The organism is Blastomonas sp. AAP25 (genome assembly GCF_001295965.1).
In the GTDB taxonomy this organism is placed as follows: Bacteria; Pseudomonadota; Alphaproteobacteria; order Sphingomonadales; family Sphingomonadaceae; genus Blastomonas; species Blastomonas fulva.
The window spans coordinates 72114-87855 of record NZ_LJHP01000020.1 but is presented as its reverse complement, the minus strand read 5'-3'; the positions used below and the strand labels follow the sequence as shown (position 1 = coordinate 87855).

Annotated in this window: 19 protein-coding genes; 2 read left to right on the top strand and 17 right to left on the bottom strand. The window is 62.9% G+C overall.

What is annotated here, in order from left to right; genetic code table 11:
* Nucleotides 1–30 precede the first annotated feature (30 nt).
* Nucleotides 31–789 carry an SDR family NAD(P)-dependent oxidoreductase gene (locus tag IP68_RS13570; RefSeq protein ID WP_054135534.1) on the top strand — a complete coding sequence of 253 codons (759 nt, stop codon included), beginning with the start codon at nucleotides 31–33 and terminating at the stop codon, nucleotides 787–789.
* Nucleotides 790–802: 13 nt separating this feature from the next.
* Here IP68_RS13570 and IP68_RS13565 read toward each other — a convergent pair whose 3' ends face one another.
* Genes IP68_RS13565 through IP68_RS13545 form a run of 5 tightly spaced genes read right to left on the bottom strand, consistent with a single transcriptional unit; the run spans nucleotide 803 to nucleotide 6154 of the window.
* The gene (locus IP68_RS13565; RefSeq protein ID WP_054135533.1) at nucleotides 803–1582 is read right to left on the bottom strand and encodes a hypothetical protein; all 780 of its coding nucleotides are present in this window, start codon (nucleotides 1580–1582) and stop codon (nucleotides 803–805) included.
* Nucleotides 1579–2421 (bottom strand): SDR family NAD(P)-dependent oxidoreductase, encoded by an 843-nt coding sequence (locus tag IP68_RS13560; RefSeq protein WP_054135532.1) that lies wholly within the window; start codon nucleotides 2419–2421, stop codon nucleotides 1579–1581. The genes IP68_RS13565 and IP68_RS13560 overlap by 4 nt, the downstream gene beginning before the upstream one ends.
* 12 nt (nucleotides 2422–2433) lie before the next feature.
* The gene (locus IP68_RS13555; RefSeq protein WP_054135531.1) at nucleotides 2434–4782 is read right to left on the bottom strand and encodes a membrane-bound PQQ-dependent dehydrogenase, glucose/quinate/shikimate family; all 2349 of its coding nucleotides are present in this window, start codon (nucleotides 4780–4782) and stop codon (nucleotides 2434–2436) included.
* Nucleotides 4779–5540: a spirocyclase AveC family protein gene (locus IP68_RS13550; RefSeq protein WP_054135530.1), complete on the bottom strand. Its 762-nt coding sequence runs from the start codon at nucleotides 5538–5540 to the stop codon at nucleotides 4779–4781. Before IP68_RS13550 ends, IP68_RS13555 begins: the two co-directional genes overlap by 4 nt.
* Nucleotides 5537–6154 (bottom strand): nuclear transport factor 2 family protein, encoded by a 618-nt coding sequence (locus tag IP68_RS13545; RefSeq protein WP_335617668.1) that lies wholly within the window; start codon nucleotides 6152–6154, stop codon nucleotides 5537–5539. Before IP68_RS13545 ends, IP68_RS13550 begins: the two co-directional genes overlap by 4 nt.
* Before the next feature lie 37 nt (nucleotides 6155–6191).
* Here IP68_RS13545 and IP68_RS13540 point away from each other — a divergent pair, with 37 nt between their 5' ends.
* Nucleotides 6192–6722 carry an ester cyclase gene (locus tag IP68_RS13540; RefSeq protein ID WP_054135528.1) on the top strand — a complete coding sequence of 177 codons (531 nt, stop codon included), beginning with the start codon at nucleotides 6192–6194 and terminating at the stop codon, nucleotides 6720–6722.
* Between the two features lie 90 nt (nucleotides 6723–6812).
* Here the strand turns inward: IP68_RS13540 and IP68_RS13535 are convergent, their stop codons facing one another.
* The 12 genes from IP68_RS13535 to IP68_RS13480 all read right to left on the bottom strand — a co-directional run bounded on the left by IP68_RS13535 (nucleotide 6813) and on the right by IP68_RS13480 (nucleotide 15742).
* Nucleotides 6813–7565: an SDR family NAD(P)-dependent oxidoreductase gene (locus IP68_RS13535; RefSeq protein ID WP_054135527.1), complete on the bottom strand. Its 753-nt coding sequence runs from the start codon at nucleotides 7563–7565 to the stop codon at nucleotides 6813–6815.
* A complete protein-coding gene (locus IP68_RS13530) occupies nucleotides 7562–8410 on the bottom strand; it encodes an alpha/beta fold hydrolase (RefSeq protein ID WP_054135526.1) in 849 nt (282 codons plus the stop codon). Before IP68_RS13530 ends, IP68_RS13535 begins: the two co-directional genes overlap by 4 nt.
* A 1-nt stretch (nucleotide 8411) precedes the next feature.
* A complete protein-coding gene (locus IP68_RS13525) occupies nucleotides 8412–8963 on the bottom strand; it encodes a VOC family protein (protein ID WP_255352549.1) in 552 nt (183 codons plus the stop codon).
* Nucleotides 8964–8974: 11 nt separating this feature from the next.
* Nucleotides 8975–9370, bottom strand: coding sequence for a MaoC/PaaZ C-terminal domain-containing protein (locus IP68_RS13520; protein ID WP_054135524.1), 396 nt, complete (start codon nucleotides 9368–9370; stop codon nucleotides 8975–8977).
* Nucleotides 9367–9825, bottom strand: a complete 459-nt coding sequence (locus tag IP68_RS13515) for a hypothetical protein (RefSeq protein WP_054135523.1) — start codon at nucleotides 9823–9825, stop codon at nucleotides 9367–9369. The genes IP68_RS13520 and IP68_RS13515 overlap by 4 nt, the downstream gene beginning before the upstream one ends.
* Before the next feature lie 16 nt (nucleotides 9826–9841).
* On the bottom strand, nucleotides 9842–11005 hold the full coding sequence (locus tag IP68_RS13510) for an acyl-CoA dehydrogenase family protein (protein WP_054135801.1): 1164 nt from the start codon (nucleotides 11003–11005) through the stop codon (nucleotides 9842–9844).
* Between the two features lie 86 nt (nucleotides 11006–11091).
* Nucleotides 11092–11643, bottom strand: coding sequence for an NADPH-dependent FMN reductase (locus IP68_RS13505; RefSeq protein WP_054135522.1), 552 nt, complete (start codon nucleotides 11641–11643; stop codon nucleotides 11092–11094).
* Complete coding sequence (locus tag IP68_RS13500; RefSeq protein WP_054135521.1) at nucleotides 11640–12404, bottom strand: SDR family oxidoreductase; 765 nt, start codon at nucleotides 12402–12404, stop codon at nucleotides 11640–11642. The genes IP68_RS13505 and IP68_RS13500 overlap by 4 nt, the downstream gene beginning before the upstream one ends.
* Nucleotides 12404–13129: an alpha/beta fold hydrolase gene (locus IP68_RS13495; RefSeq protein ID WP_082382363.1), complete on the bottom strand. Its 726-nt coding sequence runs from the start codon at nucleotides 13127–13129 to the stop codon at nucleotides 12404–12406. Before IP68_RS13495 ends, IP68_RS13500 begins: the two co-directional genes overlap by 1 nt.
* Nucleotides 13129–14070, bottom strand: a complete 942-nt coding sequence (locus IP68_RS13490; protein WP_054135520.1) for a VOC family protein — start codon at nucleotides 14068–14070, stop codon at nucleotides 13129–13131. The genes IP68_RS13495 and IP68_RS13490 overlap by 1 nt, the downstream gene beginning before the upstream one ends.
* Nucleotides 14071–14100: 30 nt before the next feature.
* Nucleotides 14101–14940: a fumarylacetoacetate hydrolase family protein gene (locus tag IP68_RS13485; protein WP_054135519.1), complete on the bottom strand. Its 840-nt coding sequence runs from the start codon at nucleotides 14938–14940 to the stop codon at nucleotides 14101–14103.
* Nucleotides 14941–14959: 19 nt separating this feature from the next.
* The gene (locus tag IP68_RS13480) at nucleotides 14960–15742 is read right to left on the bottom strand and encodes an SDR family NAD(P)-dependent oxidoreductase (RefSeq protein ID WP_054135799.1); all 783 of its coding nucleotides are present in this window, start codon (nucleotides 15740–15742) and stop codon (nucleotides 14960–14962) included.

Sequence of the window (15742 nt, the reverse complement as noted above, 5' to 3'; positions counted from 1 at the left end):
CTTTGGCACCAATCCACCGAAAGGACAGTCATGAGCGGACCAGAATTCAGTGGCAAGGTGGTGCTGGTCACCGGCGCAGCATCAGGCCTGGGCCGCGCGGCGAGCCTGCGCTTCGCAGCCGAAGGCGCGCAGGTCTTCATGGTAGATATCAACGCCGAAGGGCTTGCCGAAACGCAGCGGCGCATTGCGGCGGCGGGCGAGGATTCCTGTCAGCTTGCCTGCGATCTGGCGCAGGCCGAGAACTGCAGCAGCGCGGTTGATGCCGCGATTGCGGCCTATGGCAGGCTGGACATACTGTGCAACATAGCGGGCATCCTGAACTTTCATGCGCTCGGCAATGTCACGACTGACGCCTGGTCGCGGATATTTGCCATCAACGTGACTGCACCGTTCTTCATGATCCAGGCGGCGATGCCGCATTTGCTGGCAAGCAGCGGCAACGTCGTCAACATCGTCTCGACGGCGGCGTTTTCAGGCCAGGCCTATCTCGCGCCCTATGCGGCGAGCAAGGCGGCGCTGCTCAGCCTGACGAAATCGCTGGCGATGGAATTCATGCACCAGCCTGTGCGGATCAACGCGCTGGCTCCCGGCGGGATGCTGACTGAGATGGTGCAGAGGCTGGAGTTTCCGCCGGATGCCGACCAGAGCCTGGTCGCGCGCTACATCGGCATCCGCCCCCCGTCGCAGCCCGAAGACATTGTCGAGCCTCTACTGTTCCTCGCTTCAGACCGCGCCCGGTCGGTCCACGGCGCCATCTACACCGCCGACAACGGCATCACCGCGGGCTGATTGGCCGCACCCTTTACGCCGCGCCGAGCTTTTCGGTGCCTCCGGTCAGCACCCGGTCACCCATATGGACGCGGGCGCGCTCCTCGGCGGCAAGTGCCTGCGATGTCGGGTGGGCGACGTCGTCCTTCGTCAATCGCGCGGTCAGCCTGTCCCAATGGGTAATCCGCAATGTCGCCGGATCGATTTCCGGCGATTGGGCGAGCATCGGTGCATCCTGCCATCCCCGCCAGGCCGCAGTATCGTTGACCCTGTAGATGCCGACATAGTGGTATGCCGGGCTGGTCGGGATCATCTGGCCATAACTGCGAAACATCAGCAGCGCTGCGGAATGGACGCCAGTCCGCCGCACAGCTTGCGGAAGATAATGGTCGGCATACCATGCGCGCAGGCGATCATCGGACCCCGGTGTGGCGTTGAACTGTTCCAGCACGATGCCGCCGCCGTGCGGCGTCTCCGGATCGGGGTTACGGAACGCCAGCGGATAGTAATGATAATCCTCGAGCACGCTGTCATCGATGGCATCGCTGACCATCATCCGGTTGGTGAGGGCATTCTCCCAATGTTCGCGCGAAAAGCGCTCGGCGTCGAACACGTCGTAAAGCGCAAGGCACTGCCAGTCGAAACCGTCGAGCAGGGCGACCGGCTGGGCGGTGCTGAGCGCAAACCGCTCGGCGGCAATCGAACCACGAAAGCGCAAGGCATCGCGGACGTGGATGTTGGTGTACCAGTCGTCCATGTCGGCCTCGCGCCCCGGATGCGCCTTGGTCATCACAACAAGCACAGCCTGGATCATGGCTGCTCTCCCGTTGCTGCAGAATTGGGCATGCGCGGCGCGCCCATGCTAGCGCGATAGGATATCGGCTGCTTGCCATCATTGTCTGCAATGCCGTACCGGATGCCTAGCTCTGCCCCGATCAGCGCCTGGCCGGACAGCGGCATCAATTCGGGATCGCGGTAAAGCGCATCGATCACCAGCCCGGTGAATTCGGGGGTTTCCCAGGTCGGCAGCATGGCGCGCAGGTCGTCGGGTATCATCTCAGGCGGCATCGCCCGAACCGCGTCGGTCAGGATGAAGCCTGGCCAGATCGACACCGCCGCCACGCCATAGGGTGCAAGGTCAGCCGCCATATCGGCGGTCATCTTGTCGGTTCCGGCCTTGGCTGCGCCATAGGCTGGGCCATGAAAATACGAGACCGCGCCATAGAACGATATGCTTGCGATCAGCCCCTTGCCCGCTGCCGCCATCAGCGGTGCTGCGTACCATGCGGCGACATAGTTGGACCGCAGGCCGACCTCGATCATCTCGGCCAGCCGCAGAGGTTTTTCCCAGAACGGTCCGGGCGCGATCAGATCTTGCCCGTACACTGCCGCCGCATTGTTGACGAGAATATCGAGGTGGCCCATCTCGTCGCGCACTCTGGCGAAGGCTGCTGCCACCGCACCGTCGTCCCGGTGGTCGCACTCAAGGGCTAAGGGTTTGCCGCCGTGCGCCTCGATCTCGGTGCACACATCGGCCAGCGCTGATGCGTCTCGGCCTGTCACACCGACCATCGCGCCGCAGGATGCAAACGCGCGGGCGATGCCGCGCCCCAGTCCCCGGGTCGCCCCGGTCACAACGACATTGCAGGACATGGCGGGTTCTCCTTATCGGCTGGTTTTGCGGGGCAAGGCAAAGGCGACGAGCTGGTCGCTATAGCCCGAGAGGATTCCGCCATGGCCGCCAGCGGCAATCACGACGAACTGGCGGCCTGATTTTGCCGACCAGTAGCTGATTGGTGTGGCATTGCCTCCTGCGGGCAGACGGCCTTTCCACAGCTCCCGGCCGGTGCGGATGTCGTACGCCCGGATCCTGTGTTCCTGCGTCGCGCCGATGAAGGCCAGCCCCGATCCGGTGACCACCGCACCGCCGATGTTGGGCACGCCCATGGGAATGGGCAGCCCGGTGGACATCAGCAGCGGACCACTGTCGCGCGCCGTGCCGAACGGCTTCTGCCACAGCAGCGTGCGGCTATTCAGGTCCACTGCGCTGATCAGGCCGTAGGGCGGCTGGGTGCAAGGGGCGACCAGCGGCGACAGGAACGGAGCGATCGCGGCGGCAAACGGAGTGCCCTGCTGCGCAACCGGACCTGCGACATTCTCGAAGCTGGGCTTGGCGACGGGCTTCAGCCCCATCGCATCGGCGACGGCGCGATGCAGAAGCTTGTTGTAGTTGATCACGTGCGAGGAGTTGACGATCATGATGCGGCTTTTCGGATCGACCGCAACGCTGCCCCAGTTGTTGCCACCCAGCGCGCCCGGCCAGGTGATCGTCGGACGATCATCGCCGATCGGCGTCAGCGTCCCTTCAAACCGAGCCTGCCTGAAGCGGAGTCGGCACCAGGCCTGGTCAATCGGGGTCAGCCCCCACATCGTCGGCTCGCTCGGCCGGGGTCCTTCGAAGCTTGGAAGGCCGGTCGAGAACGGCTGGGTGGGAGAGGATCGCTCACCCGCAACCTGGCTGACCGGCACCTTCTGCTCGGTAACTTCCGCGATGGGCTTGCCGGTGCGCCGATCGAGCATGAAGATTTCGCCGCGCTTGGTGGGCTGCAGCAGCGCCGGACGGCCATCGGCAAGATCGACCAGCACCGGCTGCGATCCGACATCATAGTCCCAAAGGTCGTGGTGCGTGGTCTGGAATGACCAGCGCGGCCTGCCCGTCGCCACATCGAGCGCCACGACCGAGCTGGAATACTTCTCCATGGCCGGGGTGCGGTGTGCACCATGATAATCGGGGGTCGCATTGCCGGTCGGGACGTAAACCAGACCCAGCGCCTCGTCGGCGCTCATCACGCTCCAGCTGTTGGGGGTTCCGGGGGTGTAGGTCTCGCCCGGTTCCGGCTCGGTCGCCTTGTCGGGGCTGCCCATATCCCACGCCCAGGCGAACTGCCCGGTGACAGCGTCATAGGCGCGGATCACGCCCGAGGGCGAGCCGGTCGTCTGGCCATCGGTGACCCAGCCGCCCAGCACCAGCCTGCCTGCCACGACGGCTGGCGGGGAGGTGAGGTGGTAGTAACCTGTCGGAGCCTTGCTCATACCCTTGAGCAGATTGACCGCACCCCTGTTGCCGAAACCCTGGCAGGGCTTGCCGGTGGCAGCGTCCACCGCCAGCAGCCGCGAATCGATCGTGGCGGTGTAGACACGCTCGGCACAGGCAGCGCCGGGCAGGGAATCGGGCTGACGGTAATAGCTGATCCCCCGGCAGGTCTGGCCGAAGATGCCATCGGTGTCGGCGTGCGCGGCAAAGCGCCACACTTGCCTGCCGGTCTCCGCATCCAGCGCGATGATGTCGTTATAGCCTGTGCAGACGTACAGCCGGTCGCCGATCTTCAGCGGCGTGGCCTCAAACGGGGCAGGGTCGCCATTGGGCTCCTTGCCAGCCGAAAAGGTCCAGGCCCTGCGGAGCGCTCCGACATTGGCGGGCGTGATCTGTGCAAGCGGTGAATGCCGGTTGCCGCCTTGCGCATTGCCATAATGCAGCCATTCGCCATCGCGTGCGTCGTTAGGCCCAGCGCCGGATGCGGCAAGATCGGTCCCGCCGGTGATGCGGTCGTTCCAGAAGATCCAGCCGGTTCCGCCCGCAAGACTGATTATGGCAAGCGCGAGCAGGCCGCCACTGAGCGCGGTCACAGGCTTGACCCCCAACGAGCGACGCACCCACGGCGTCAGCAGCCACAGCCCGATCCCGGTCAGCAATCCCAGCCGAGCCGCCAAGGCCCAGCCGTTCAGGCCCGATTCCCAAAACGCCCAGGCCAGTGTGACAGTCCAAAGCCCGCCAAACAGCAGCAGGGCGCGCGCCGATTGGGTCCACAACAGCCATGCCGTCGCCAGCAGGGCAAGGCCAGCGGGTAGATAATAGAGGGACCCGCCCGCAAGGATAAGCTGCGTTCCGAGCCAGACAAGCGCCCCGCCCATCAGGAGCAGCAACGCTGCAAGCAGGCGGTTGAGGATTGTCATGGCACGAGCACGCTGGGCCCGCCGAACAGCGCCCGACCGATCACCGCCGGCGCTATGTTGACGACAAGAAAGCTCACCTGGAACACAGCGACCATCGACCAGAGCCGGGTCCATTCGCGCCGCCAGCCGGCCGTGCGTTCCTCGGCACCTGCCCACATCTCGTGCGGCATGAAGCCTTGCGGATTACGCCGGGCAAGCAGCGCAACGAATAGTCCTGCCCACAGCCCGAGCAGGATCGGGAATACCAGCGGCAGGCGCCCTTTGGGGCTTTCCAGCGCCGGGCCGATGACGACATCATAGGTCCACCAGCCATTGGCGACCGAACTGCCTTCGACATTGATCTGATAGGCCAGGAACAGCGGCATTGCGATGACCAGAGCGATCAGGGTGGTGGACAACCGGGGAAGCCTGCGGTTGAGCCACCGGGTCAGCGCGACCAGCAGGGGGATCGACAGGGCAAACCACCAGCCCCAGCTGAAGGGAATGAACAGCGGCTTGACCGGGGTGGTGAACGCCATCTCACCCCAGAACGGCAGCCGCGCAAACGCAGGGTTCCAGGCGAGATAGGCGCCCCAATCACCGAAGAACTCCTGCCAGAAGGCACTTGTTGCCGCCACCAGCACCAGGCCGAACAACGGGATACGACGGTCCTTCAAGGTGAACACGATCGCCAGGACCGCAAGCGCGCCCCAGATCCAGAAGCTTCCGGTCTCCATCATCCACGGGTTGACCGGCTCACCCATATCCGGCGCGGTCATGCCACCAGCTGCCGGATATAGTCGGGCAGATTGTGGTTGAAGCACTTCTTTTCATAAAGGCTGGCGATCCGCCAACCCTGCTCTGTCCGCCGCAGCTGGTGGATGTACCAAAGGCCAAAGAACATCGTCTGCGGTTGCCCGTCATCGCCGGGCACCACCATCGGATTGTTGCACACGGTGCGGGTTTCGCATCGGTCGCCGTCAAACCGGTATTGCGTTGTCATGACCGCGTGCTGCACGGCGGTGATCGGTGCAAGGCTCTCCGTCAGGAACGCCTTTATCTGAGCAAGCGATCCCTTGATCCCCACCATCTCGCTATAATCGATGATGGCATCTTCGGTGAAAAACTGGTCGAGCGCGTCAAAATCCCGGTCATCGACCGCATAGCAATAGCCAACCAGCAGATCCTGGATTTCGAACCGGTCAGACATCTCCTGCACAGAAAGGGTCATGGCAATCCAGCTCCGCATTTTGATTGTTTTCGCTTTTTCCCCTAGCAACCCGGCAAGGCTACAGGCCTGCCCGAAGGTAGGTTGCAGTGTGACGCTGGGCTGGAAAAGCTTGCGTATTGACTGGCTGGCTGGCCCTTCTGGACCAGACGGCACCTTCCCCACGGCCGCATCATCACGGCAGAATTACTGGAGACCCAATATGGCTGGCCGCATTCCCCCCTTCACCATCGATGATTTCAAGCTTTCGCCCGAAAAGCGTGCCGAGATCTGCGATGGCCTGACCGACCGCCAGACCTTCATGGTCAATCAGTGGATGGACCTGCACGATAAGCTCAACGTGGGCGACTGGGGCGGCTTCGACGAGTTCATGGACACCGAGAAGATGACCTACGACAATCCGAACCGTCCGGATCTGGGTACGTTCGAGGAATGGAACACTTCGCCACGCGCGCTGTTCACGACCTTTCCGCCGAGCGTCTACCGTACGCTCAAGGCATGGGGCAAAGGCGATGATGAAATCTGCGTGCTGTGCCATCACCACGGTAAGCACACCGGTGGCCCCTATATGGGCGTGCAGCCTACCGGAAACCAGCTCGATGTGCTGTGGTTCAGCTGGATCAAGTTCGAAGGCGACAAGATCATCCACATCTACTCGATCTCTGATGTGCTTTCGATGCTGATCGATCTGGAAGTGATGAAGGCACCGCAGCCGGTCGATCCCTATAAATAAGGACCACGCCTGGTTGGTCAGGAAGAGGGGGCTCCGGCCCCCTTTTTTGTTTTAGCCGACAACGCCCGGCGCTCGACGCTCGACGCTCGTTCAGAGGCTGAAACCGCCATCGACGATCAGCGTCTGACCAGTGATGTACCGCGCACGGCTCGAGGCGAGGAAGGCGATGGCATCGCCTATATCTTCGCCACTGCCGAACCGGCGCAGCGCCACCGATTTCTTCTGGTTTTCCCAGATATCGGGCGAATACAGCGTTTCCAGGAAATGGCTGCCTAGCCCTGCATCGATGATGCCGGGCGCAACCATGTTGGCTCGGATGCCGAACTTGCCCTCTTCCTTCGCGATCGCCCGGCCCACCGCCTCCATGGCGGCCTTGGGAACTGAGGAGAGTGCATCGCCCGGTGGAAAGCAATAATTCGCGACCGAAACGACGATCACGAAATTGCCGTGCTTCTGGGCCCGGAAGATCGGCAGTGTGGCTGCTACCACGCGGGTCAGCCCGATGAGTTCGGTTTCGATCACCTCGCGCCACTGGCTCTCGTCGATTTTGCTGACGAACGGCTGGTCGATAGCCACGCCAGAGGCGAACACCATGGTGCCTATGCCACCGAAATGGGCCTGGGCCTGCAACACCGCCGATTCGATCGAGGCTTTGTCCGATAGGTCGCAATGGACCGGCAATCCCTCGCATGTGCCCGATATCCCGGTCGCAACCGCTTCGGCCTTTGCCTTGCTGGACCGGTAGCCGATGGCAACACCGGGCCAGTCACGCGCCAGCGCCGTCACCGCCGCCGCACCCAGCCCGCCGGTTGCGCCGACCACAAATGCAGCATGGCGGGTCATGCAGGGACTCCTTCGGGGATGCGCGCAAGGCAGGCCAGCAGTTCCGCCGCAAAGGCATCGTTACGGTCGGCGGTGAACATGTGCCCGGCACCCTTGGCGATGATGACTTCGAGCTGCGGGGCCAATGCGCGGAAACGGTCCACTCCGGCATCGGTGACCAGATGGCTATGCTCCGCTCGCACCAGCATCACGGGCGATGTTACCCGTGCGGCGGCGGCCAGCAGAGCCTCGCCTTCGCTCGGCGGGTGCAGGAACTCGGCTCTGCCGGTTGCCGGGTCCCATCGCCAGTGCCAGTGACCTGAGGGATCCTGCCGCATGGCGCGAGCGAGTCTGGCGGAATCGACCAGCCTTGGCTGGTCAAGATTGCGAGAGAGCGAATCCGCAGCCTCATCGAGCGTCGCAAAACCGATTGCCCCTTCTGCGAAGAAGTTGCGGATACCGTTGATGCCGGAATCCTCCATCAACGGCGCGACATCTGCGAGCATGATCAGGCGTACCCGCCCAGGATGACGCGATCCGCCGACCAGTGCCGCCTGACCGCCGCGCGAAGCACCGACAAGCGTCACGGGCCGTGCGAAGTGCGCCAGCAAGCGCTCGACATCGCGGGCATAGGCATCGAGCAGATAGTCGCCGTCCGCCGCCCATTCGCTGTCGCCGTGGCCGCGCAGATCGACGCTGATGCCGTAATATCCTGCCTTTGCCACTGCAATGGCCGAGCCGAGCCATGCGCTGCGGCTTTGACCTCCGCCATGGAAGAACAGCACAGGGGAAGCTGCCGGATCGCCAAAGGCGCTTCCGGCAAGCTCCACCCTGTCTGCCTTCAGGCGGATGGTCTGCGGCGACACATCATTCCGCCGCGATGGCGACGGTCTCTGCGTGCGAGGGGTGTTCACCGGGGCCTGCATAAGCAAACTTGTTCGGCGCATGATGCCATTTGCCGTCGTTGCGGCTTTCATAGGGTGAAGCGACCTCGATCAGGCACCCGTGGGTGCTCTGGGCGCCGACCCAGCTCCATTTCTGCCAGGTCATGTCTGGGTCGTTGAAGCATTCGCCATCGCCGGGCAGGTGGATGCCGTCGGCCTTGAGCTTTGCCATCGCGCCGGGGACGTCATCGGTGGTGAAGCACAGGTGGTGGACATGTTCGCCAACCTTGTCGAGCCTGCGTCCCATCGGGGTGCCCGGCGCCGGCTGGATGAACTGGATCTCGGTCGAATGTTCGTTAACGAAGGTCGCCCACTTCATCCCGGCATCATCGCCCGAGGAGAATTCGTCATATTTGACGATGCGCTTTTCAAGGCTCTGCGGATCAAGGACGCGCAGGATCTTCGTCCAGTCCTCGATGGCTTTTTCAAGATCGCGCACGACCATGCATACATGTGCAAAAGGACCACTTGGCATATCGACTCTCCTTAACTCGGGATCAGAATAGTTGCAGTGCCGGCGTTCACGGTGCCGCGTCCTTCGACGTCGAGCGTGAATGTGCACGAAATACGGTTGCCATCGATGGAGGTGATGCTCCCCGATGCGATTGCCTTGTCGCCACCATAGACATTGTCGAGGAACCGCGAGTCCATGGTTTCGATGGTGCATCCGGGGAAGGCGGTCATCAGCATGTTCATCATGTAGGCGACGTTGATCGGCCCCTGGTTGATGACGCGATCGCCCAGCCCCTTGGCCTTGACCACTTCGACGTCGAGATGGATCGGATTGGGGTCGGCAAGAAACACCGACCATTGCCGCATCGCCTCCGGGCTGACGCCGGGAATTACGAACGGCGCAAGGGCATCACCAACAGCATGGGTCATGCGGCAAGCTCCTTGCGCGGCAGGACCCAGACATTGTCGGTCTCCACAACACAGGTGTCGTCAGCCTGCCGGTGCAGGCGCAGACGGTAGGTGAGGACATCCATGACGCCAAGCTTGCGGCTCAGCTTGCGCACCAGCGACAATATTTCGCCGGTTACACGGTAGCTGTCGCCGACCATCAATGGTGCCTGGAAACGCACGCCGGACGATCCCATCATCGGGCCTTCCTCGACATCGAACTCGCAGGTTTCGCACACCCCGGCGACAGTCTTGCCCATCGCGACCTGGGTCGCGATGTAGTAATAGATCGGATGCGCGCTGCCGTCGTCTGCCGGTTCCACACCGGTCGATCGGCACAATGCCGCGTTTTCTTCAGCGGTGATCGTAAAGATTTTCGTGCCGTCCAGCGATGTGCCGGCGACGTCCGGGGCAGGGGGCAGTTCGGTCTCTTGCATGTCAAACGCCTCGACTTCAAAACGACCGGGGAAGGCCAAGGTTTTCCGCAATGCTGTTGCGGACCATTTCGTTCGATATGGGAGTCATCCGCAGGATGCGGTGATCGCGCCAGTAGCGCTGCATGTCGGTTTCTGCGGAATAGCCCATGCCGCCCAGGATCTGGATGCCAAGATCTGCCGCCTCGACCGCCCTTTCAGTGGCCACCATCTTCAGCATGTTGGCCTCGTTGCCACACGGCATGCCCTGGGCCTGCATCCACGCCACGTTGTATAGCAGCAATTCGGTCAGCTTCTGCGATGTCGCGATGTCAGCGACATAATGCTGCAGGATCTGGAATTCGCCAATAAATTTGCCAAATGCCTTGCGCGTCTTCATATAGGCAAGCGCATCTTCCAGCACGCCGTCGATCGCGCCGAGGCACTGGGCACCGACCATGATGCGCTCGTTGTTCAGGCTGGGCAGCATCGCGCCCCACGCCATGTGCGGTTCGCCCAGCACATCGCTATCGGGCACGAAGACATTGTCATAGGTGACCGAACAGCTGCCCATCGCCCGCATGCCAAGCTTTGGCAACAGCGACGCGGTAATGCCGTCTGACTTTGCATCGACGAAGAACGCCGTCAGCCCGTGGTGCTTCTTGGCGGCATTGCGATCCGACCGGCACAAAACCAGCAGACGGTCTGCCGCGCGCGCACCCGTGGTCCACATCTTGGCGCCGTTGATGACCCAGCCGCCGTCGACCTTGTCGGCATAGGTCTTCATCGCGCCAAGCACGTCGGTGCCGCCATCGGGTTCCGTCATCGACAGCGAAACGCGCATGTTGCCCGCTGCCATTTCCGGTAGCCACTTGCGGCGCTGTTCCTCGGTACCTGCGACGGTAAGGGTCTTTGCACCACCGAAGGATGTGAGGCCCCACACCCAAAGCAGGCCGCCTGCGGTGCGCGCCATTTCGCGCGCAAAAATCATCTGGGTGACGACATCGCCGCCCAGTCCGCCATATTCCTCTGGAATCCCGATGCCGAAAAAGCCCTGCTCTTTCAGCTTGTCCCAGATGACATAAGGGTAGTTTTCTTCATCGGCCTCCAGCGTGCGCATGAGGTCCTTGGGCAGTTCAGCATCCACCCAGCGACGCACCACGTCACGGAACGCGACCTGTTCCTCCGAAAGATTGAAATCCATGTCGACATTTTCTCCTGCAGTCTGGTTCACAGCCGCAGCGCCGGTCTGCACCTATCGACCGGAAGGAAGCGCGCAAACTCGTGCGCCTATCGCCGAAGGAATTCGAACTGCTGGTCAACCAGCAGCCCGAGCTGCTGCCGGGTTGCAGGCGCGCCGATCACATCCTCGCCCGGGCTGGCCGGTATGCTGTTGATCGCCACGCCAAGCGGGGTTGGCCAGCCGCGCAGCGCGTGCACGATCGCCCGCAATTGTCCGAGCGTCGCAACCGCCGCCTGCCAGCCCGCTGCGGTCGCGATGCAGCCGACAGGCACGCCGGAAAAATAGCATCGCGGATCGCCGCTGGTGTCCTCGACATAATCAAGCGCGTTCTTCACCAGCCCGGACAGCGCGCCGTGATAGCCCGGCGAGCCGATGATGATGGCATCTGCGCTTCGCAGCGTGGAGACCAGATGGACGGCTGCCTCGGTGCGATTGGCGTTTTCGGGCGCATAATGCGGCAGGCCCAGTGCCTCGGCGCCCAGCAGGGTGGTGCGGGCACCGCGGGCCTCGGCAAGGCCGAGCGCGGCCACCAGTGCTCGTTCGGTCGAGCTGCCTGCGCGCGTTGTTCCGCCCAGCGCAACGAAATGCGGCGCCGTCATATCGCCAGCCCGCCTTCGACCGGCAATACGCTGCCCGTCACATAGGCTCCCGCCCGGCTGGCGAGATATATGGCGGCGCCCGCCATGTCCTCTGGGGTTCCCGTGCGGCCGCGCGGCACCATCGATACGACCATCGCGCGCATCGCATCGTCGGTGATCACGGTCATGTCGCTTTCAAAGAACCCGGGGGCGATGGCATTGACGGTGATATGCTGGGGGCCGAGCTTCTTGGCGAGCGAACGGGTGAGCCAGTGAATCGCCCCTTTCGATGCCTGATAGCTGTAAACCTCGCGCGGGCCGATCTTGAGCGCCCCGACCGAGCCGATGTTGATGACGTTGGACGGGCGATCGGCACTGGCCCCGGCGCGCAGCTGCGGCAGAAGCTGCTGCATCAGGAAGAAGGGTGTCTTGAGATTGAGGTCGATGACATCATCCCATTGGTCTTCGCTGAAGGCATCGAGGGGTGCGTCGGTCAGTGTGCCTGCGTTATTGACCAGAATGTGCAGCGCAGGCTCGCGTGCCGCAATCTGCGCCACCAGCTCGGCGATGCCCTCCAGGGTTGCAACATCGGCGGTCAGGCCGATGCAGTCCCCGCCAATGTCGGCAACAGCGTGCGCAACCTTGTCGCTGTCGCGCGCGCAGATATAGACCCTAGCGCCCGCAGCTGCGAGACCGGTGGCGATCATCCGGCCGATGCCGGCGCTACCGCCTGTGACCAGTGCGACTCGGCCGGCAACCGAAAAAAGACCCGCAGCGTCCATCAAGCGATAATCTCCAGCATGATCTTGGCGACCCCCTCAGGATCGCCAACGTTGAAGGCATGGTCGCCCGGATGATCATGCACCGGCCAGCCGAGCGTTCGGGCGCGTTCGTGCATCGCGGTCATTATCGTGTGCTGTGCGGCGATATAATCAGCCGGGTGCGTGATGCTCTCTGCGCCCACCGCAATCGCGCAGCAGGTTGCCCGCATCGGTTGATCTGACAGGCGGTCGAGCAGCCATTGCTCGCGATTCCGGTCCATCATGTGCGGATGTTCCTTGGCCATTGCGCGCTGCTGTTCGTGGACGCCCGACCCCACCGGACCCTGTCCGCTGTCGAGCAGGGCATCCAGCCCGGCCATGTCCGCCTCGCTGGCAAAGCCGAGCAGCGACAGGATCCGCTCGCCCGCATGGGCGATGATCGCATCGAGGAAGATCACGCGGCGGATGCGCTCGCCAGCCTGTGCCAGCACTCCCGGTGCCACCGTACCGGCATAGCTGTGCGCCACGAGGATCACGTCATGCAAGTCTTCATAATGCAGTACATTGACGATGTCGGTGACATGCGTTGCGTTGCCGACATCGCGGTCGATCAGATGGACACGCTCGCCAAAGCCGGTGAAAGTCGGGGTGAATACGGTGTGTCCCTCGGCCTCAAGCACCGCACGCATGTGCTTCCAGGTCCAGCCACCCATTCCGCCGCCGTGCATCAAGAGAAAGGTTGCCATTACGCAGGTGCTCCCGGTTCAAGATTGGCGACGAGTTCGGGCGGCACATCCGGCCCCCACAGGTAGAAGCTGTCACTTGGATCGTGCTGCGCGGCGGGCCACTCGCAATCGGCGGGGATATAGTCGATATCTGCCGAAAACTCGGCATAGCTGCCCCAGGGGTCGCGCGCATAATAGAAATAATTTCCGCCCAGCACGTGCCGTCCGACACCCCATCCCTGCTTGAACCCGGCGCGGAACATCTGGGCGGAACCGAGGCCGACCTCCTGGAAAGAGGCCACATCCCAGCTGCTGTGATGCATGCCGCGATGGGTCGACCCGACAAGCGCCAGCAGGTGATGGTCGCTGCCATGCGCGCCGTGCAGAAACGCGACCACCGGCCCGCTGCCGTCGGACAGGCGCAATCCCAGCATCGTTTCATACCAATGCGTCGCTGCGATCACGTCGGTGGTGTAGATGGCAAAGTGCGACAGATGGCGAGGCAAAGTCTTCGGCGCTGACGAATTGAATACCGCGCCCGATGTTCCAGCCGCAGACGAAATCGTCTCGAACCTGGTCTTGTCCGCAGGCGAACATTTGTCCGCGACCCGGATGTTGATCGGCAGGCCATCGAACCCCTCGATCCACAGTCCATCTTTGGGCGCTCCGATCACGGGATCGATTCGGGTTGCGCCGTGACTTTCCAGATGCGCCGCGATCGCGGCTTCGTCCTCGGGATAAATGCCGAAGCTCAGATAGCGCAATTGCTTGACCGGACCCTTTGTGATCCTGCCCCAGCATTGGGGATTGCCATATGTATGCAGCCCCAAGCCATCGTCCGAACTGCGCACGTCCAGCCCGAACGCATCATAGAAGGCATGCGCCTCCTCAAAGTCAGGCACCTGAAGCCCGAAATGGTCGATCGAGTGGATTGCCAGCGCGTTGGCACGCTTTTGCGGCATGGTTCTCTCCTTGGTGGTCTGCCGGTGCGGCTATTGTGCGACGATCGGATTGACGAGCAGGCCGACACCTTCGATCTCGACCTCGCAGACATCGCCCGGCTTCATCCAGACCTGCGGGCTGCGCGCCACGCCGACGCCGCCGGGGGTGCCCATGACCAACACATCGCCCGCCTGCAGCGTCATGAAGCTGGACAAAAGGTGGATGGTCCTCGCGACCGAAAAGATCAGGTTGCCGGTGTGCGAAGACTGCATCACCTCCCCGTTCAGGCGGCATTCGATCTTCAGGCCTGCCGCCCCGGCCGGCAACTCATCGGGCGTCACCAGATAGGGCCCGAACGCACCGGTATCGTCGAAATTCTTGCCGGCGGTCCATTGCGGCGTACGCAGCTGATAGTCGCGGATCGACGCATCGTTAAACACCGAATAGCCCGCGACATGGTCAAGCGCATCAGCCTCGGCAATGTCCTTGCCGCCGGTGGACAGCACGACCGCAAGCTCGGCCTCCCAGTCGAGCTGTTCAGAAACCTTCGGTAAAATGATCGGCGCTTTGTGTCCGGTCAGGCTGGAGGCGAAGCGGGCAAACAGCACCGGATGCTCCGGAATGCCAAGCCCTGATTCCTCTGCGTGGTCGAGGTAGTTGAGGCCGAGGCAGACGATCTTAGCTGGCCGCATAACCGGTGGCAGAAAGGCGAGGCTTGCCTCGTCGACTGGCTCTCCGGCAGCAGCCTGCTTGCCTGCCTCGGCAAGGGTGCCTGCTGAAATATGCGCGTCAAGATCGGCCAGATCATCTCCATAAGCGATGGTGACAGTATCGCCCGTCTTGGCGGCGAGGCCGATTTTTCCGTCCTTGGTGACTCTAGCTAGGCGCATGTTCTTCTCCGAAGTTAAATCAGCGGCTGGCCGTCTGGCCGGTGCCCCCGCCGGTTGCGGGCATCAGGTTGTTGCTCATTCCGCCATCGACCACGACGTCGATGCCGGTGATGTGTCCCGCTAGCGGGCTGGCGAGAAAGAGGATCGCGTTGGCGACGTCGTCTGCGGTGCCCAGCTTGCCGAGTGGGATCATCGATTCACGCTGGGCCCGGCGCTGCGGGTCGTCATACCCTGTCTGGGTCATTGGTGTGTAGGTGGGGCCGGGCGATACCGTGTTGCAGCGGACGCCATCCTTGCCCCACTCAAGCGCCAGTTGGCGAACAAGCATCACCAAAGCCGCCTTGCTGGAGGAGTAGAAGCCCAGGCCCGGTGTCGGCTGGCTTGCAGACATCGATGCAGTAGCAACCAGCGCGCCCCGGCTTGCGGCCAGATGCGGATGTGCAGCCTTGGCCAGGGCCCAGGTTGCGCGGGTGTTGATCGCATAGACGCGGTCGAAATCTTCGGCGCTGAGCGTGGTCAGTGCGCCGCCAGCGATGATGCCTGCATTGCTGACTACCGCGTCGATCCCGTCCATATGGGCCATCGCCGCAGCAACAATGGCGTCGCCGCAACCGGTATCCGCCAGATCTGCGACGCAGCCTGCAGCATCCGGGCCGATGGCATCGGTCACTGCGGCGAGACCCACAGCATCACGGTCCGTCAGCAGCATCTTGTGCCCGCCGGGGATCACGGTTCCGGCGGCGAGCCGCTCGGCCACGGCGCGACCGATGCCACTGGCTGCTCCGGTGATGATGACGCGCAT